The organism is Lysobacter changpingensis (genome assembly GCF_017308985.1).
Lineage (GTDB): Bacteria > Pseudomonadota > Gammaproteobacteria > Xanthomonadales > Xanthomonadaceae > Lysobacter_J > Lysobacter_J changpingensis.
Genome location: NZ_JADWPE010000003.1, coordinates 1,015,547 through 1,031,625, shown reverse-complemented (window position 1 = coordinate 1,031,625; position 16,079 = coordinate 1,015,547). Strand labels below are relative to the sequence as shown.

16 protein-coding genes are annotated in these 16,079 nt (G+C 69.0%); 11 read left to right on the top strand and 5 right to left on the bottom strand.

All coding sequences use genetic code 11. The features are described from left to right. The first annotated feature begins 128 nt into the window (after nucleotides 1-128). Complete coding sequence (locus I4U41_RS11670; RefSeq protein ID WP_206861277.1) at nucleotides 129-572, top strand: DUF6491 family protein; 444 nt, start codon at nucleotides 129-131, stop codon at nucleotides 570-572. On the opposite strand, the gene I4U41_RS11665 is transcribed toward I4U41_RS11670, so the two are convergent. From I4U41_RS11665 to ftsY, 4 genes are read right to left on the bottom strand one after another with little or no spacing between them, the layout of a single operon-like run. Continuing rightward, nucleotides 569-847, bottom strand: coding sequence for an oxidative damage protection protein (locus tag I4U41_RS11665; RefSeq protein ID WP_206861276.1), 279 nt, complete (start codon nucleotides 845-847; stop codon nucleotides 569-571). The two genes, I4U41_RS11670 and I4U41_RS11665, sit on opposite strands and share 4 nt — an antisense overlap. A 1-nt stretch (nucleotide 848) precedes the next feature. After that, on the bottom strand, nucleotides 849-1,922 hold the full coding sequence (gene mutY, locus I4U41_RS11660; protein ID WP_206861275.1) for an A/G-specific adenine glycosylase: 1,074 nt from the start codon (nucleotides 1,920-1,922) through the stop codon (nucleotides 849-851). After that, nucleotides 1,919-3,187, bottom strand: coding sequence for an AsmA family protein (locus I4U41_RS11655; RefSeq protein WP_206861274.1), 1,269 nt, complete (start codon nucleotides 3,185-3,187; stop codon nucleotides 1,919-1,921). Before I4U41_RS11655 ends, mutY begins: the two co-directional genes overlap by 4 nt. 17 nt (nucleotides 3,188-3,204) lie before the next feature. Further along, on the bottom strand, nucleotides 3,205-4,467 hold the full coding sequence (gene ftsY / locus I4U41_RS11650) for a signal recognition particle-docking protein FtsY (RefSeq protein ID WP_206861273.1): 1,263 nt from the start codon (nucleotides 4,465-4,467) through the stop codon (nucleotides 3,205-3,207). A 64-nt stretch (nucleotides 4,468-4,531) separates the two neighbouring features. Here ftsY and rsmD point away from each other — a divergent pair, with 64 nt between their 5' ends. The 7 genes from rsmD (at nucleotide 4,532) to I4U41_RS11615 (ending at nucleotide 10,696) form a co-directional block, all read left to right on the top strand. Beyond that, on the top strand, nucleotides 4,532-5,182 hold the full coding sequence (gene rsmD, locus I4U41_RS11645) for a 16S rRNA (guanine(966)-N(2))-methyltransferase RsmD (RefSeq protein WP_206861272.1): 651 nt from the start codon (nucleotides 4,532-4,534) through the stop codon (nucleotides 5,180-5,182). 7 nt (nucleotides 5,183-5,189) lie between these two features. Further along, nucleotides 5,190-5,693, top strand: coding sequence for a pantetheine-phosphate adenylyltransferase (gene coaD, locus I4U41_RS11640; RefSeq protein WP_206861271.1), 504 nt, complete (start codon nucleotides 5,190-5,192; stop codon nucleotides 5,691-5,693). Between the two features lie 64 nt (nucleotides 5,694-5,757). Next, nucleotides 5,758-6,249, top strand: coding sequence for a hypothetical protein (locus I4U41_RS11635; RefSeq protein WP_206861270.1), 492 nt, complete (start codon nucleotides 5,758-5,760; stop codon nucleotides 6,247-6,249). A gap of 460 nt (nucleotides 6,250-6,709) precedes the next feature. Beyond that, the gene (locus I4U41_RS11630; protein WP_206861269.1) at nucleotides 6,710-6,964 is read left to right on the top strand and encodes a YfhL family 4Fe-4S dicluster ferredoxin; all 255 of its coding nucleotides are present in this window, start codon (nucleotides 6,710-6,712) and stop codon (nucleotides 6,962-6,964) included. Further along, complete coding sequence (ggt, locus tag I4U41_RS11625) at nucleotides 6,964-8,697, top strand: gamma-glutamyltransferase (RefSeq protein ID WP_206861268.1); 1,734 nt, start codon at nucleotides 6,964-6,966, stop codon at nucleotides 8,695-8,697. Before I4U41_RS11630 ends, ggt begins: the two co-directional genes overlap by 1 nt. Before the next feature lie 359 nt (nucleotides 8,698-9,056). After that, the gene (locus I4U41_RS11620; RefSeq protein WP_206861267.1) at nucleotides 9,057-9,947 is read left to right on the top strand and encodes an MBL fold metallo-hydrolase; all 891 of its coding nucleotides are present in this window, start codon (nucleotides 9,057-9,059) and stop codon (nucleotides 9,945-9,947) included. Further along, nucleotides 9,944-10,696, top strand: coding sequence for a TMEM43 family protein (locus I4U41_RS11615; RefSeq protein ID WP_206861266.1), 753 nt, complete (start codon nucleotides 9,944-9,946; stop codon nucleotides 10,694-10,696). The genes I4U41_RS11620 and I4U41_RS11615 overlap by 4 nt, the downstream gene beginning before the upstream one ends. Nucleotides 10,697-10,754: 58 nt before the next feature. Here the strand turns inward: I4U41_RS11615 and I4U41_RS11610 are convergent, their stop codons facing one another. Beyond that, nucleotides 10,755-11,396, bottom strand: a complete 642-nt coding sequence (locus I4U41_RS11610; RefSeq protein ID WP_206861265.1) for a helix-turn-helix domain-containing protein — start codon at nucleotides 11,394-11,396, stop codon at nucleotides 10,755-10,757. Between the two features lie 204 nt (nucleotides 11,397-11,600). Between I4U41_RS11610 and I4U41_RS11605 the strand changes: the two genes are divergently transcribed. Genes I4U41_RS11605 through I4U41_RS11595 form a run of 3 tightly spaced genes read left to right on the top strand, consistent with a single transcriptional unit; the run spans nucleotide 11,601 to nucleotide 16,078 of the window. After that, nucleotides 11,601-13,670 (top strand): serine hydrolase domain-containing protein, encoded by a 2,070-nt coding sequence (locus tag I4U41_RS11605; protein ID WP_206861264.1) that lies wholly within the window; start codon nucleotides 11,601-11,603, stop codon nucleotides 13,668-13,670. Nucleotides 13,671-13,724: 54 nt separating this feature from the next. Further along, nucleotides 13,725-14,741, top strand: a complete 1,017-nt coding sequence (locus tag I4U41_RS11600) for a dipeptide epimerase (protein ID WP_320415180.1) — start codon at nucleotides 13,725-13,727, stop codon at nucleotides 14,739-14,741. Next, nucleotides 14,714-16,078, top strand: coding sequence for a peptide MFS transporter (locus tag I4U41_RS11595; protein ID WP_206861263.1), 1,365 nt, complete (start codon nucleotides 14,714-14,716; stop codon nucleotides 16,076-16,078). Before I4U41_RS11600 ends, I4U41_RS11595 begins: the two co-directional genes overlap by 28 nt. Nucleotide 16,079 lies beyond the last annotated feature (1 nt).

Here is a 16,079-nt window from a genome sequence, read left to right as displayed (position 1 = left end):
GCCGTCGGGCTGCGCAAGCCGGATGTGTGCTGAACGGGTCGGGTGGGGCGGTCCGGCGGGTGCGGCGGGCGGGTGCATGATGGGGCGACGGTCCATGCCGCAGCCCGGTCGGCTGCAAGGAATCCTCGATGAAAGCCCTTCTCACAGCGCTGCTTTCGACCCTGGCCTTCACCGCTTGCGCGACGGATGCGCGCATCAGCGATGCCGACCGGCTCGCGCTCTATCGCGCCAACGCCGGCGCGCCGGTCGCCAACTTCCAGTACTTCGGCAGGCTCGACGGCTGGACGCCGCTGGGCGATTCCGCGCTCGCCGTGTGGACCAAGCCGAGCACCGCCTACCTGATCGAACTGAAGGGCCGCTGCCAGGACCTGGACTTCGCCAACGCCATCACCGTGACCAACCAGATGGGGCGCGTGTACGCCAACTTCGACAAGGTCATCGTGCTCGGCCGCGGGCCGAACCAGATGCCCTGCTGGATCCGCGAAATGCGCCCGATCAACGTGAAGTCGCTCAAGGCCGCCGAGCAGGAAAAGCGCGAGGCGCAGACGGCCGAGCGCGAGAAGACATCCTAGCTTTCCTGCTCCGGCGGCACGTAGCCGGCCGGTTTGGCCGCGTCGCCGCCGAAGAGGAACTTGGTCATTTCGCCTTCGAGGAAGGCGCGATGCTGCGGGTTCATCGGCGAGAGACGGTTCTCGTTGATGAGCATGGTCTGGTGCGCGAGCCACGCCGCCCACGCGCCCTTGCCGATGTGCGCGAACACGCGCTTGCCCAATTCGCCGGGCCAGGGCACGAAATCGAGCCCTTCGGTTTCGCGCTTCTCGTATTCGCAGTAGACGGTGCGGGGCATGTCAGGCGCCTTGGTTCGTGAGCAGTTTGCGGATCGGAGCGGGAATGCCGAGCGATGCCAATTCCTCGCGCGCGACCCAGCGCAGGTCGTCATTGTCGCCGATCCACGAACGCGCTTCGGCACGCAGGCGCAGCGGCTGCAATTGCAGCTTGTAGTGGCTGAAGGCGTGGTCGATCGGCGGCAGCGCGCGGGCGCTGGCGTAGTCGCCGGACAGGTGCTGATCGAACCATCCGCGCGCGGCGTCGGCGTCGTCGGCCTGCGGCAGCGTCCATAGCGAGGCCCAGATGCCGGTCGGCGGGCGGCGCAGCATCAGGATGCGGCCCTGCGCGTCCTCGGCCCACAGCACGTGCGCGTATTTCTGCGGCGGTGTTTTGCCGGGCTTGGGCGTGGGCAGTTCGGCGGTGCGGCCTTCGCGCCGCGCGACGCAGTCCTCCTGCAGCGGGCACAGCACGCAGGCAGGATCGGCGCGCGTGCACAGCGTCGCACCGAGGTCCATCTGCGCCTGCGTGTAATCGGCCATGCGCCTGCCGGGCAGCTGCGCGCTGGCGACGTGCGCCTCGGCGAGCGCCCACAGCTGCTTCTCGATCGCCGGCAGCCCCGGATATCCATCGATGCCGTGATAACGGCTCAGCACGCGCTTGACGTTGCCGTCGAGGATCGCGTGACGGTCGTTCCACGCCTGCGAGGCGATCGCCGCCGCCGTGCTGCGTCCCACGCCGGGCAGTGCGGTGAGCGCATCGAGATCGCGCGGCAAATCGCCGCCATGCCGTTCGACGCATTGCTTCGCGGCGGCATGCAGGTTGCGCGCGCGGGCGTAGTAGCCCAGCCCCGACCACAACGCGAGCACGTCGTCGAGCGGCGCGGCGGCGAGGTCGCGCAACGTCGGCAATGCATCGACGAAGCGCTGGAAATACGGCGCGGCGGTTTTCACCTGCGTCTGCTGCAGCATGATTTCCGACAGCCACACGCGATACGGCGTGCGCGGATGCTGCCAGGGCAGGTCGTGGCGACCGCTCACGTCGAACCAGGCGAGCAGGCGGGCGGCGAAATCGGGCGGGGTGGTGCGTGCGGTCATGGTGATGCGTCTTCGCCGAACTGGACGTCCACGCCTTCGAGCGTGGCGCCGGCGATTTCAAGTCGTGGGCTGCCGAGTCGGCCGTCCAGCGGCGGCAGCGGCGAACCGCCAGCCGATGCGTCGATCCACGCAAGGATGGCCGGCAGGCGGAAGGAACCGTCGAATCGCGTGTCGTCGCGCGCCAGGCGCAGCGCGGTGCGGTCCGACAGATCGGCGCGTCCGCGATAGTCGAGTTCGAAGGGGAGGGGCGTGGTCGATTCCGACAGGGGCGACGGCAACGCCGGCCACGCGCGTGGCCACGACGACAACGTGCCGTCGAGCCGCAGGCCCAGCGCATCGCCGAAAGTGAGCGCGCCGGAGGAATGCAGGCTCGGCACCACGCCGGTGCCGTACACCACCGCGCCCAGCGTCGCGATGCGCAACGTGCCTGCGCGCACGCGCAGCGGACCGGCGAGGCCGTAGGTGAACGCAAGATCGGTGTCGCCGTTGCGGTACGTCGCGTCGGCGCCCAGCCGCATGTCGTCCAGGCCGATGCCGTCGGCGCCGTTGTGCAGCCGTCCGGAAAGCTGCGTCCGCATCGGCATCGCCCACGGCGCCGACTGCACGGTGACGTTGCCGACCACCCCGAGTCCTGCGCGCGCGGCCGGGCGTGTCAGCGCCGCATGCACGTCGAACGGGACGCGCACCGCGCCGGTGGCGAAGCGTCCGAGCAGGCGGCCACGCACCGCGCGATCGGGCGCGAACGACGGCAGGTCGGCGTCGATCGCCTCCACGCGCCAGCCGTCGCCGATCACGCGACCGCGCACGATACGCAGGCCGTCGGTCAGCGTCGGCATGCGCGGCGGCTGCGTGGATGGCGGACGCGTCGCCATCCAGCGCTGCAGGGCGGGCAGGTCGAGTTCGGGCGCGTCCAGTTCGATGCGACGCACGGTGAGGTCGGCGCCGAGCGCGCGGATCGTCGACCACGGCAGTTCCAGCTGGATGCGTTCGGCGCGTAGCAGCGGCGTCGGATCGCCCGGCTTGCGCGCGACGACGTCGCGGATCGCCAGCATCGGCGTGCCTCGCAGGCGGTATTCGGCGGCGCCGCTGGCGGTGATTTCCAGGCCCAGCGCGCTGCCGACGCGCGCGAGGATCAACGCGGCGACGCGGTCCGGTCGCGACATCCAGTGCAGCGCGAAGGCGAGCAGCGCCAGTGCGACGGTCAGCACCAGCAGCGCGATGCGGCGCCGGCGCGGCGGGGAAGGTTGCGGTTCCGGCGCGGCCATGCGGTGCCGGCGCGGCGTCAGGCGCCGAGGGATTCGGGCAGCAGCGCGTCGACGAAGGCTTCGGCGTCGAACACGCGCAGATCTTCCGGGCGCTCGCCGATGCCGGCGAAGCGGATCGGAATGCCGAACTCGCGCGCGAGCGCGAACACCACGCCGCCCTTCGCCGTGCCGTCGAGCTTGGTGACCACCAGTCCCGTCACGCCCACCGCCGCATGGAACTGGCGCAGCTGCGAGAGCGCGTTCTGGCCGGTGGTGCCGTCGATCACCATCAGCACCTCATGCGGCGCGGACGCGTCGATCTTCTGCAGCACGCGCTTGATCTTGCCCAGCTCGGCCATCAGGCCCTGCTGCGTGTGCAGGCGGCCGGCGGTATCGGCGATCAGCACCTGCGTGCCGCGCGCCCGGGCGGCCTGCAAGGCGTCGAACGCGACGGAGGCGGCATCGGCATTCTGCCCCTGCGCGACGACCGGCACGCCGTTGCGCTCGCCCCACGCCTGCAGCTGCGCGACGGCAGCGGCGCGGAAGGTGTCGCCGGCGGCGAGCATCAGCGGGCGGTTCTCGTCCTTGAAGCGCTTGGCGAGCTTGCCGATGGTCGTGGTCTTGCCCACGCCGTTGACGCCGACGGTGAGCAGGACGAAGGGCTTCGCATTCGTGTCGATCTGCAGCGGCTGCGCGACGGGCTTGAGCATCGCGATCAGATCGGCGCGCAGCGCGGTGAGCAGCGCGTTGGCGTCGGCGAATTCGCGCGCCTTCATGCGCTTGCGCAGCGATTCGACCAGCTGCGTGGTCGCGCCCACGCCGACGTCGGCGGTGATCAGCGCGGTTTCGATTTCGTCGAGCAGGTCGTCGTCCAGGCGCGGATGACGCGAGATCAACCCACTGAAGCTGCGCGCGAAGGCCGAACCGCGCAGGCGTTCGCGCCAGCCGGTCTTCCCGGGGGCGGCGGGCTCGGCGACCGGAACCGTCGGCGTGATCGGTGCCGCGGCGGCGATGTCGGGATCGGCCGCGGCGGCAACCGGTTCGACGTCGAGCGCGGCGGCGATCACTTCGGCGGGAACGGGCTCGGGTTCGGCCGGCGCGGCGACCGGTTCCGCCGTGGACGGCGATGCGGGCGCGACATCCGCCGGGACCGCTTCCGTCTGCGGGGCGGGTTCGGGCTCGGCCTCGCGCGATGGGAACGCCGCGGCCAGTTCCTCGATGCTGTAGCGCTCCTGCGCGCCTTCGGGCTTTGCCGCATCGGCCGGGGTCTGGTCTTTCTTGCGACGGAAAAAGTCGAACATCGAGGCGGCGTGGGGGAATGCGCGAGAATGCGCACATGCTAGCACCGGCCCTCGAGAGCCCCCGATGAACAAAGCGCCCCGACGCCCACCCGCCGCGCCGTCCGGCGGAACCGGCAAGGTCCGCATCATCGGTGGTCGCTGGCGCGGCACGCGGCTGAGCGTGCCCGAGGTCGCCGGCCTCCGGCCGACCTCCGACCGCGTGCGCGAAACCTTGTTCAACTGGCTCATGCCGATGCTCCCCGGCGCGCGCGTGCTGGACCTGTTCGCCGGCAGCGGGGCGCTCGGGCTGGAAGCCCTGTCGCGCGGCGCGTCGGCGGCCGTCCTGGTCGAACGCGATCCGGCGCTGGCCGCGGCACTGCGCGCCACCGCCGCGCGCCTGCCGGGCGGTGACGCGGCGACGATCGCGCAGGCCGACGCGGTGGCGTGGCTCGCATCGCAGGCGACGGGTACGTTCGACCTGGCGTTCGTCGATCCGCCGTTCGCGGCGGGGTTGTGGGACGCGGTGCTGCCGGGTGTGGCGCGGGTCGTGAAGCCGGGGGGCTGGCTCTACGTCGAAGCCCCGCACGAGGCCGCGTTCGATCTGTCCGTCGACTGGCTCCCGCACCGCGAAGGCCGCACCCGTGACGTGCGCTACGGGCTCTACCGGCGGGGCGCTTCCGCCACTGCTACACTGCCGGCCGCGCCGGCCAGCCCGGATTCCGGCGCCCATGCCTGACCTTCGAATGACCGCGGCCCGAAACCGAATCGCCGTCTACCCCGGCACCTTCGACCCGATCACCAACGGCCATATCGATCTGGTCGACCGCGCCGCTCCGCTGTTCGAACGCCTGGTCATCGGCGTGGCCGAAAGCCCGGCCAAGGGGCCCGCGCTGCCGCTCGCGCTGCGCGTGGACCTGGCGAAGAAGGCCGTCGCCCACCATCCGAACGTGGAAGTGCGCGGCTTCGACTGCCTGCTCGCGCATTTCGTCGCGCAGGTCGGCGCGGGCGTGCTGCTGCGCGGCCTGCGCGCGGTGTCCGACTTCGAATACGAATTCCAGCTGGCCAGCATGAACCGCCATCTGATCCCGGACGTGGAGACGCTGTTCCTCACCCCCGCGGAACAGTACGGCTTCATTTCCTCCTCGCTGGTGCGCGAGATCTCCCGCCTCGGCGGCGATGTCTCCGGCTTCGTGCCGCCGGCGGTCGACGCCGCGTTGCAGGCGCAGTGGCAACGTGCTCCACGCTGATCCGGCGCCGCCGGATCGGACGCTCCATCACCACCAACACCCGGAACGAACCGAGGGGAATCCGATGAAGACCACCACCCGCCTGCTGCTGATCGCCTGCCTGTCGATGCCGCTCCTGGCCGCCTGCAACAAGCAGGAAGAAAAGACCGCCGCCGTCGCCGAGGCCCCGCTGGCCGCGCCGACCACCAACGACAGCGCGGCGTGGGACACGTACCTGACCGAAGTCGTCAAGCGCAACATCGAAGGCGCGACCAACGTCTACCTGTACACGCTGCCGGATCCGGCCGGCGCCGACTTCCAGGGCGAGTACGACCGCCAGCTGGAAAAGGCGACGGGCGACGTGGCCCGTGGCGGCGTGGACGGCACGCTGCTGGCGTTCGGCTCGCAGAACTCGGCCAAGTCGGCCGACCTTGCCATCGCCGCTTTCGCCCAGGCCCAGCCGGGCACGATGAAGGGCGTGCGTGTGATGTTCATCGGCGCGCCGGCCGACACCGACCGCGTCAAGGCCGCCGTCGAGCCGTCGGGCGCGAAGTTCGAGTTCATCGAAGCGAAGTGACGTTCCGGCCCGCGTCCGCTCGGCGGACGCGGCTTTGCCCGGACGTCATCCCGGCGAAAGCCGGGATCCAGCGGGCCCGCGAAAGCGGGCCCGTGCGTTTTGCGCTCCTGGCGCGCAACGACGCTCGCCAACGGGTTCCTGTTCAACTCCAGCGCCTCGCACATGCTGTTTGGGACGACGACATGGGCGTCGTCGCCGAAGACCTGGTGCGAATGTTCGATTACCCCCGGGCACGACGTGGTCGCCGCCTCTATCCATGCAAGCGCATCGACATGGGGCAGGTGAAGCAGGCCGTGCTCAACCGGCCCTCCGCGCTCACGGTGGCGGCGTCTGGGGCTGCCCCTGGTGCGCTCGGTGCACATGGGGCAGATCGAAGTGTTCGGCAACCCGAAGGCGGTGGCCGGGCTGGGCATCGGGCGCGGGTGACCGGCGGGCGTGCCGGGCATGAGACAATGTCCGCATGTCCCTCAAGATCAACGAGCTCTGCGTCAATTGCGACGTCTGTGAACCGGCTTGCCCGAACCAGGCGATCTCGCAGGGCGAAACGATCTACGTGATCGATCCGGCGCGCTGCACCGAATGCGTCGGCCATTTCGACGAGCCGCAATGCGTGGTCGTCTGTCCGGTCGAGTGCATCGACCCCGACCCGGACCATCCCGAAACCCAGGAACAGCTGCTGGCCAAACTGGCCGGACTGCGACAGGAGACCCCCTGATGCGAAAGACGTTGCGCGTGCTGGCCAGCCGAACCCTCCTGACCGCAAGCCTGTTGTTCCTCGCGACGTCTCCGCTGCAGGCCGCCCCCGCGCAAGCGCCGGCGAACAAGGCCACCACCACCCATCCGCCCGGTGCCGCGATCGCCAGCGCGCACGCGCTCGCCACCGACGCCGGCATGGAAATGATCCGCCAGGGCGGCAACGCGTTCGACGCGGCGGTGGCGGTGTCGGCGATGCTCTCGGTCGTGGAGCCGATCAGCTCCGGCGTCGGCGGTGGCGGTTTCTTCCTGCTGCACGATGCGAAGAGCGGGAAGGACGTGTTCGTCGACGCGCGCGAAACCGCGCCCGAATCGGCCACGCCGCAGGCCTATCTCACGCCAAACGGGGAGCTCGACAACGACCGCGCGACCAACGGCCCGTGGTCGGCGGGCATTCCGGGTTTGCCGGCCGCGCTCGTGCACGTCTCGGGCAAGTACGGCCGGCTGCCGCTGAAGACCGCGTTGGCGCCGGCGATCCGCGTCGCGCGCGAAGGTTTCGCGGTCTATCCGCGCCTGGAACGCGGCTACGCCAGCCGTCGCGAAGTGATGGAACGCTATCGCGGCACGCGCGAGGTGTTCCTCGCCGACGGCACGCCGCCGAAGGCGGGAGAGGTCCTCAGGCAGCCGGACCTCGCGCGCACGCTGGAACTGTTGGGCGAGAAGGGGTTCGACGGTTTCTACAAGGGCGAAGTGGCGAAGAAGCTGCTGGCCGCGGTGAAGGAGGAGGGCGGGCGCTGGCGCGCGGAGGAGCTCAGCGGTTACCGCGTCAAGGAACGCGAACCGCTGCATTTCAAGTACCGAGACTGGAGCATCACCACCGCGCCGCCGCCGTCGTCGGGTGGCGTGGCGATCGCGCAGATGCTGCAGATGCTGTCGGGCTGGGACCTCAAGTCGCTCGATGAAGCGCAGCGCACGCACCTGATCGCCGAATCGATGCGCCGCGCGTTCCGCGACCGCACGATCTACCTCGGCGATCCTGACTTCGTGAAGATGCCGCTCGCGCGCCTGACCAGCGCCGATTATGCCGCCGGCCAACGCGCCGGCATCCATCCGTCGAAAGCCACGCCGAGCGACCTGCTGCCCGGCCAGCCCGCGCCGCTGGAAGACGACGAGACCACGCACTTCTCCATTCTCGATGCCGAGGGAAATCGCGTCTCGACCACGCAGACGGTGAACCTGCTGTACGGCTCGGGCCTGGTCGCGCCCGGCACCGGCGTGCTGCTCAACGACGAAATGGATGATTTCGCGCTGCGTCCGGGCACGCCGAACGCGTTCGGCGTGATGGGTTTCGAGGCGAACGCGCCGGCGCCGGGCAAGCGCATGCTCAGCTCGATGACGCCGAGTTTCATCGAATCGAAGGATGAGCTCGCCATCCTCGGCGCGCCGGGTGGAAGCCGCATCATCACCGAGGTGCTGATCGGCATCCTCGCCTACGACGATGGCCTGACCGCGCAACAGGTCGCCGCGAAGCCGCGCATCCATCACCAGTGGATGCCCGACGTGATCTCGGCCGAACCCGATGCCCTGTCGCCGGAAACGGTGAAGGCGCTGGAAGCGATGGGCCACAAGGTCAATGACGGCGAACGCACCTGGGGCAACCTGCAGACGGTGTCGTGGGACAAGCGCGCCAACACGCTGGAAGGCGGCACGGATCCGCGCAATCCGGTGGGGAAGGCGGATGTGCTGGTGAAGTGACGATCTGGCCCGCGTTCGCAACGCGGACGCGGCTTTGCCGGAACGTCATCCCGGCGAAAGCCGGGATCCAGGCCGATGAGCGCCGGTTCTTGCGATGCTTTCGCTTCGCATGGCTCACGTCCTTCGCGCCTCACGAACCAGCAACATCGAGATGGGTTTCGGCTTTCGCTGGAATGACGGCGCTGTGGTTTGCCGATGTTGGAGCGTTCAGGCGTTACGGCCTGAATTCAAGCCTTCGCCGGGGTGCCGGAAAGTAGTGGCCGCTGCGACGCCGGCACCTGCCAACGACCCCTGAAGTGCCATTCGATTTCCCCGCCCGCAGCGCTAAAATCGAGCCGTAACGACGCAATGGTGACGCCATGAAACTCTGGTCCATCCTCGGCAACAGCCAGAAGCTCGACGGCGGTGCGATGTTCGGCAACGCGCCGCGCGCGATGTGGGCCCGCTGGGCATCGCCGGACGACGAGAACCGCATCGACCTCGCGTGTCGCGCGCTGCTCGCCACTCCGCTGAACGGAAAGACGGTGCTGTTCGAAACCGGCATCGGTGCGTTCTTCGAGCCGAAGCTGCGCGAACGCTACGGCGTGGTGGAAGACCGCCACGTGCTGGTCGATTCGCTCCATGACGCCGGCTTCAAGCCCGAGGACATCGACGTCGTCGTCCTCTCCCACCTGCATTTCGATCACGCCGGCGGCCTGCTCGCGCCGTGGAGCGAAGGGCAGGCGCCGAAGCTGCTGTTCCCGAACGCGACCTACGTCGTCGGTCGTCGCCATTACGAGCGCGCGCTGGAACCGCACCCGCGCGACCGCGCCAGTTTCATTCCCGAACTTCCCGCGCTGCTGGAAGCCACCGGCCGCCTGGAACTGGTCGATGGCGAATACTCGAACGCGCTCGGCGATACCGTGCGTTTCCACTACAGCGACGGGCACACGCCGGGGCTGATGCTGTCGGAAATCGTCGGCCCAGATCGCGTGGACGGCGAAACGCACGGCGGCGTGGTGTTCTGCGCAGATCTCATCCCGGGCCGTCCGTGGGTGCACGTGCCCATCACCATGGGCTACGACCGTAACGCGGAATTGTTGATCGACGAGAAGAAGGCGTTCCTCGCCGACAAGCTGCGCCGCAACGTGCATCTGTTCTTCACCCACGATCCGCAGTGCGCGCTGGCGCAGGTGGTGCGCGACGAGAAGGGCAAGTTCGGCACTGCGCATGAAGTGCCCGAGCTGCACGCGAGGGCGCTGGCGGCATGAGGTTTCCGCGCGCGGCGCTCGCGCTGTCGTTCTCGTGCGCGCTCGCGATGGGCGCCGTGGCGTTCGGGCAAACCGACGTGCGCGCAGATACGGGCGAGGAACCGTTGGGCACGCCGCAATCGGCCAAGGGCCTGCGCGATCGCGACTTCGGCGTGACCACGCGCCAGTTCGGCCTGGATCGCCAGGTCGAGATGTACCAGTGGCGCGCACGGGGCGACGGCTACACGCAGGTGTGGAACGCGGCGCGCATCGATTCGTCCGGCTTCGCGCCGGGCCACGAAAACCCGCGCAAGCCGATCGAGAACCGTCGCTGGTGGGCGATGGACGCGACGCTCGACGGCCATCCCATCGACGTGAACGTGTTGCGCACGCTCGGCCAATGGCGCGTGTTCCGGCCGAATTTCTCGCGGTTGCCGGCCAATCTCGCGGCATCGTTCCAGCCTGAAGGCGACGGCCTGGGCAGCGCCGAGAATCCGCTGGAACCGCGCGTGGGCGACCTGCGCATCCACTGGCGCGAACTCCATCTGCCGCCGCTGGAAGGCAAGGTCGAACTGCGCGAAGGGCGCTGGCATCTCACGCCGGACGCGGCGCAGGCGGCGCTCAGCGCGGCGAGCGCGTCCAACGCCGTCGAACTGCCGGCCGACCAGGATCGCGCGCTGCTGCCCTGGCTGCTTGGTGGCGCGACGGTCGTGGTCGTCGTCGGGCTCGTCTGGCGCCGCGTGCGTCGGCGCCGCGAAGCGGCTCGCTGATTCCCTGTCGTTGTAGCCCGGGTAAGCGAAGCGCACCCGGGGTGGGCGGCCGGATGCGTCAGCGCGTGCCCGTGCGCGGCACGTCGCCGTGCAGATGCATCAGCGATTCCATCAGCTGCTCGTCGGCGCTCGAACACACGCCCAGCAGCACCACTTCCTCGCAGCCGTCGGCGGCGATGTACGCGTGGCCCATGTTCGAATCGATGTACACCGACTGCCCTGCTTCCAGCACGATCGGATCGTAGAACTCGGTGTGCACCTCGGCGCGGCCTTCGAGCACGTGGATGTATTCCTCGCCCGAGTGGTGCACCAGTGCGCCGAACTCCTCGATGCTCTTCGCGCGCACGCGGGTGATCACCGGGATCATGCGCTTGCGGCGCAGTTCCGGGCACAGATAGAAGTAGTCGTAATTGGGCGTGGTGACGCGCACGGCGTCCTCGATCCGCCCGATGCTGCGCCGCGCGGTGACCGGCGGCTCGGGCGTGTTGTCGTCCTCGGCGAACAGTTCCGACATGCGGATGTTCAGGCGCTGGCTGATCTGCTGCAGCTTGTCGTAAGTCAGGGTGAGGCGGTCGTTCTCGACCTTGGACAGCGTCGACAGCGGAATGCCGCACCGCTGGCTCATTTCCTTGAGCGTCCATTCGTTGCGGGCGCGCAGGGCGCGCAGGAGGCTGCCGATGGTCGGGTGCTGCTGGGTCATGCCGATGAATGCTCCTGCATGGGCCGGCGGTGGGGCGGGGCCGGGACCCGGACGGCCTCGAACGGGCCGTTGGCCTGTAATTCTAGGTGACGTCCGGACCCGGTTGACAATTTTCCAATCAGGATCATTATCTCCAACGGGGTCAGTTGGTGTCAGGCCGTGCCTGCCGCACGGGGCTGTATTCACTGGTGGGGAGTGCGTTCCTTGAAGACGAGTCCGATTGCGCAGGATGCGAAGCGAGGTTTCCGCTGGCGCCCGATTACCGCGGCGCTGCTGTCGCTGACGCTGTTGTCCGCGTCGATGTCCGCCATCGCTGCCGCGCCCGCCGGGCAGGCGCCCACGCCGCCGCCGCCCAAGGAACCCGCGCCGCTCGCGGGCGACGCGTCCGCCGTCGCCGTGCCGGTGCCCGCCGCCGACGAACGCCTCACCGCCGCGGACCTGGAAGCCTGGGTCGACGGTTTCATGCCCTACGCGCTGGAACAGACCGACGTCGCCGGTTCCGTCGTCGTCGTGGTGAAGGACGGCAAGGTGCTGTTCCAGAAGGGCTACGGCTATTCCGACCTCGCCACGCGCAAGCCGGTCGATCCGGCGAAGACGCTGTTCCGCCCCGGCTCGGTGTCCAAGCTGTTCACCTGGACGGCGGTGATGCAGCTGGTCGAACAGGGCAAGCTCGATCTCGACAAGGACATCAACTCCTACCTCGACTTCGAGATCCCGCCGTTTCAAGGCAAGCCGGTCACGCTGCGCAACGTGATGACGCACACCGCCGGCATGGAGGAAGTGATCCGCGGGCTGATCGCCAACAGCGAGAAGGAGATCGCGCCGCTGGACTCCACGCTCAAGCACTGGATCCCCGAGCGCGTCTACGCACCGGGCACCACGCCCGCGTACTCGAACTACGCCACCGCGCTGGCCGGTTACGTCGTGCAGCGCGTGTCGGACGAGCCGTTCGAGGCCTACGTCGCCAACCACATCTTCAAGCCGCTGCAGATGCGGCATTCCAGCTTCTCGCAGCCGCTGGAGAAGCACCTGCAGCCGCTGGTGTCGAAGGGTTACAAGACCGCGTCCGACGGCAAGCCGCAGCCGTACGAGTACATCAACCTCGCGCCCGCCGGCAGCCTCGCATCGACCGCCGCGGACATGGGCAACTTCATGATCGCGCACCTGAACAACGGCGCCTTCGGCGAGTCGCGCATCCTGGGCGAAGCCACCGCGCGCGAGATGCACGAGACCGGCCAGGATTCGATCAAGCCGCTCAACCGCATGATGCTGGGCTTCTACGAGACCACGATGAACGGCCATCGCGCGATCGCCCACGGCGGCGACACGCAGTGGTTCCACAGCGACCTGCAGCTGTTCCCGGACGACGGCATCGGCATCTTCGTGTCGACCAACAGCGCCGGCAAGGACGGCAGCGCACGCCTGATCCGCGACGGACTGGTCACCGGTTTCGCCAACCGCTACCTGCCGGGCCCGTCGAACGTCGCCAAGGGCATCGACGAGGCCACCGCGAAGGAACACGCGCAGCTTATCGCCGGCGCGTACAACAGCAGCCGCCGCGCCGATTCCAACTTCATGAACCTGGTCTACATGCTGGGCCAGGCGAAGGTCGTCGCGAACGAGGACGGCACCATCAGCGTGCCGATGCTCGCAGGCTACAGCGGCGCGCCGAAGAAGTGGCGCGAGATCGCCCCCTTCGTGTGGCAGGACACCGGCAGCGGCGACCGCCTCGCGGCGGAAGTCGTCGACGGCCGCGTGGTGCGTTTCAGCGCCGAGCCGATCGCCGCGATCATGGTGTTCCAGCGCGCCGCGTGGTGGCAGACGCCGGGCGTGTTCCTGACCATGCTGGTCGGCAGCCTCGCCGCGCTGCTGTTCACGGTGATCGCATGGCCGGTGTCGGCGATGGTGCGCCGCCATTACGGTGCGCGTTATCCGCTGACCGGAACCGACGCGCGCGCGCACCGCTGGGTTCGCATCGCCTCGCTCGCCGTGCTCGCCTCGATGGGCGCGATGATCGGCATGGTCTTCGCGATGATGTCCGACCTGGCGATGATGTCGCCGGCCAGCGACGTCTACGTGATCGCACTGCGCGTGCTCGCGGCGATCGTGCTGCCGCTGGGCGCGGCGATCGCGCTGTGGAATGCGTGGGTCGTGCTGCGCAGCCCGCGCTCGTGGTGGGCGAAGCTGTGGAGCATCGTGCTTGCGGTTTCGTGCCTGGCGCTGCTGTGGATCGGCTTTGCCACGCACCTCATGGGCTTCAGCGCCAACTACTGATCGAACCCACCTGCGTGGCGGCATGAGCCGCCGCGCACTTCCGGGAGCATCGTCGTGACCAAGACCCACCGCGTCCAGCTCGGGCTGCGGAACGAGGACCTGCGCCTGTCCGCTCCGTTCCGCATCTCCGGACATGTCTTCGAAGTCTCGCCGGTGACGCTCGTCACCCTGCGCAAGAACGGGCGCACCGGGCGCGGCGAAGCGGCCGGCGTGTACTACACGCAGGACACCCCGGCGAAGATGCTGCCCGCCATCGAGTACCTGCGCGACGTCCTGCAGGACGGCGTCGGCCGGCACGAACTGCGCACGCTTCTGCCGTCCGGCGGCGCGCGCAACGCGGTGGACTGCGCGTTGTGGGAACTGGAGGCGGCGCTGGCCGACGTGCCCGCCTGGCAGCTCGCCAATATGGATCGGCCCCGGCCGTTGCTCACCACCTTCACCGTCGGCGCGGACGAGCCTGCGGTCATGGCCGATCGTGCCCGCGCGTACACGCATGCGCGGGCGATCAAGGTGAAGCTCACCGGCGAGGCGGATCTCGACATCGCGCGCCTTCGCGCGGTGCGGGCAGCGCGCCCGGACGTGTGGCTCGGCGTCGATGCGAACCAGGGCTACGTGCCCGACACGCTCTCGCAGTTGCTGCCGGTGCTGGCGGATGAAGGCGTGTCGCTGCTCGAACAACCCTGCCGACGCGGGCACGAGGCCGAACTCGACGGCGTGGATCGCACCGTGCCCATCGCCGCCGACGAAAGCATCCTCGACCTGGACGAACTGGAAGCACGCGCGCGCTGGTTCGACGTGGTCAACATCAAGCTCGACAAATGCGGCGGCCTGACCGAAGGCCTGATGATGGCGCAGCGCGCACGCGAACTCGGCAAGCGCGTGATGGTCGGCAACATGGTCGGCACGAGCCTGGCGATGGCGCCGGCGTTCCTGCTCGGCCAGTTCTGTGACATCGTCGATCTGGACGGCCCGCTGTTCCTCGACCGCGACCGCACGCCGGGCGTGGTCTACGCCGACGGCCACGTCGATTGCCCCGATGCGGTATGGGGCACGCCGGACGCGGTCGCGTGATCGCCGCCGCGCCGCGCGCCAGCGCCGGCACGCGCCGGTTCTTCGGGCAGCCGCCGGGGCTGGCGATCCTGTTCCTCACGCAGATGTGGGAGACGTTCTCCTACTTCGGCATGCGCGCGCTGCTGGTCTATTACATGACCAAGCAGTTGCTGATCGGCCAACAGCAGGCGTCGATGATCTACGGCCTGTACACCGCAACGGTGTACTTCACGCCGATCGTCGGCGGCGTCATCGCCGACCGCTGGCTGGGCCGGCGACGCGCGGTGATCATCGGCGGCACGATCATGGCGTTCGGTCATTTCCTGATGGCGTCCGAATCGCTGTTCTTCTTCGCGCTCGCCGCCATCGCGCTGGGCAACGGTTTGTTCCTGCCGAGCCTGCCGAGCCAGATCGACGGGCTGTATGCGAAGGACGATCCGCGGCGCGGATCGGCGTACAACTTCTACTACGTCGGCACGAACCTCGGCGGGCTGCTCGCGCCGCTGGTGTGCGGCACGCTCGGCGAGGTGTACGGCTGGCACTGGGGCTTCGGCGCGGCGGGCATCGGCATGCTCGGCGGACTGACGTTGTATGTGCTCGGCCAGCGCTGGCTGCCGGCGGAAACGGCGGCGCCCCGTTCGCAGGATGTCGAAACGAGCGGCGGCACGACGCCGCACCACGCGCTGCGTCAACGCGTGATCGCGCTGGTCGCGGTGGCGCTGTGCGTGATGCTGTTCCGCGGCGCGTACGAACAGACCGGCAACACGATCGCGTTGTGGGCCGATGCGGGCATCGATCGTCATCTGGCCGGCGACGTCGTCATTCCGATGACCTGGTTCCAGGCGCTGAATCCGCTGCTGGTGATCGCGCTGACGCCGTTGCTGGTCGCGCACTGGACACGGCAGGCACGGAGCGGTCGCGAACCGACCCCGGCGCGGAAGATGGCGATGGGCGCGTTCGGCGTCGGTGCGGCGTTCGCGATGCTCGCCTTCGTCGATGCGTCCGCGCACGGGCAGGCGAGCTGGATCTGGCTCGCGCTGTTCTTCCTCGTCCTCACCACGGGCGAGCTGTTCATCCTGCCGATCGGGCTGGGCCTGTTCGCGCGGCTGGCGCCGAAGGGGCATGGCGCGACGACGATCGCCGGCTGGTTCTTCGCTTCCTTCGGCGGAAACCTGCTGGCCGGCGTGCTGGGCATGTTGTGGACCGGCATCGGGCCGTCGGCGTTCTTCGGCGCGATGGCGATGGTGGCCGCGGCGGCCGGCACGCTGCTGCGCCTGCTGGACGGTGCGGTGCGCCGGGCCGAAGCCGGCAACGATCCCGACGCGAAGTTTGCGGCTGAACACGCCCGATTCGATTGAC

Coding starts and splice junctions, on each gene's coding strand:
- I4U41_RS11670 (WP_206861277.1), top strand. CDS start 129: ATGAAAGCCCTTCTCACAGCGCTGCTTTCGACCCTGGCCTTCACCGCT.
- I4U41_RS11665 (WP_206861276.1), bottom strand. CDS start 847: ATGCCCCGCACCGTCTACTGCGAATACGAGAAGCGCGAAACCGAAGGG.
- mutY (WP_206861275.1), bottom strand. CDS start 1,922: ATGACCGCACGCACCACCCCGCCCGATTTCGCCGCCCGCCTGCTCGCC.
- I4U41_RS11655 (WP_206861274.1), bottom strand. CDS start 3,187: ATGGCCGCGCCGGAACCGCAACCTTCCCCGCCGCGCCGGCGCCGCATC.
- ftsY (WP_206861273.1), bottom strand. CDS start 4,467: ATGTTCGACTTTTTCCGTCGCAAGAAAGACCAGACCCCGGCCGATGCG.
- rsmD (WP_206861272.1), top strand. CDS start 4,532: ATGAACAAAGCGCCCCGACGCCCACCCGCCGCGCCGTCCGGCGGAACC.
- coaD (WP_206861271.1), top strand. CDS start 5,190: ATGACCGCGGCCCGAAACCGAATCGCCGTCTACCCCGGCACCTTCGAC.
- I4U41_RS11635 (WP_206861270.1), top strand. CDS start 5,758: ATGAAGACCACCACCCGCCTGCTGCTGATCGCCTGCCTGTCGATGCCG.
- I4U41_RS11630 (WP_206861269.1), top strand. CDS start 6,710: ATGTCCCTCAAGATCAACGAGCTCTGCGTCAATTGCGACGTCTGTGAA.
- ggt (WP_206861268.1), top strand. CDS start 6,964: ATGCGAAAGACGTTGCGCGTGCTGGCCAGCCGAACCCTCCTGACCGCA.
- I4U41_RS11620 (WP_206861267.1), top strand. CDS start 9,057: ATGAAACTCTGGTCCATCCTCGGCAACAGCCAGAAGCTCGACGGCGGT.
- I4U41_RS11615 (WP_206861266.1), top strand. CDS start 9,944: ATGAGGTTTCCGCGCGCGGCGCTCGCGCTGTCGTTCTCGTGCGCGCTC.
- I4U41_RS11610 (WP_206861265.1), bottom strand. CDS start 11,396: ATGACCCAGCAGCACCCGACCATCGGCAGCCTCCTGCGCGCCCTGCGC.
- I4U41_RS11595 (WP_206861263.1), top strand. CDS start 14,714: ATGGGGCACGCCGGACGCGGTCGCGTGATCGCCGCCGCGCCGCGCGCC.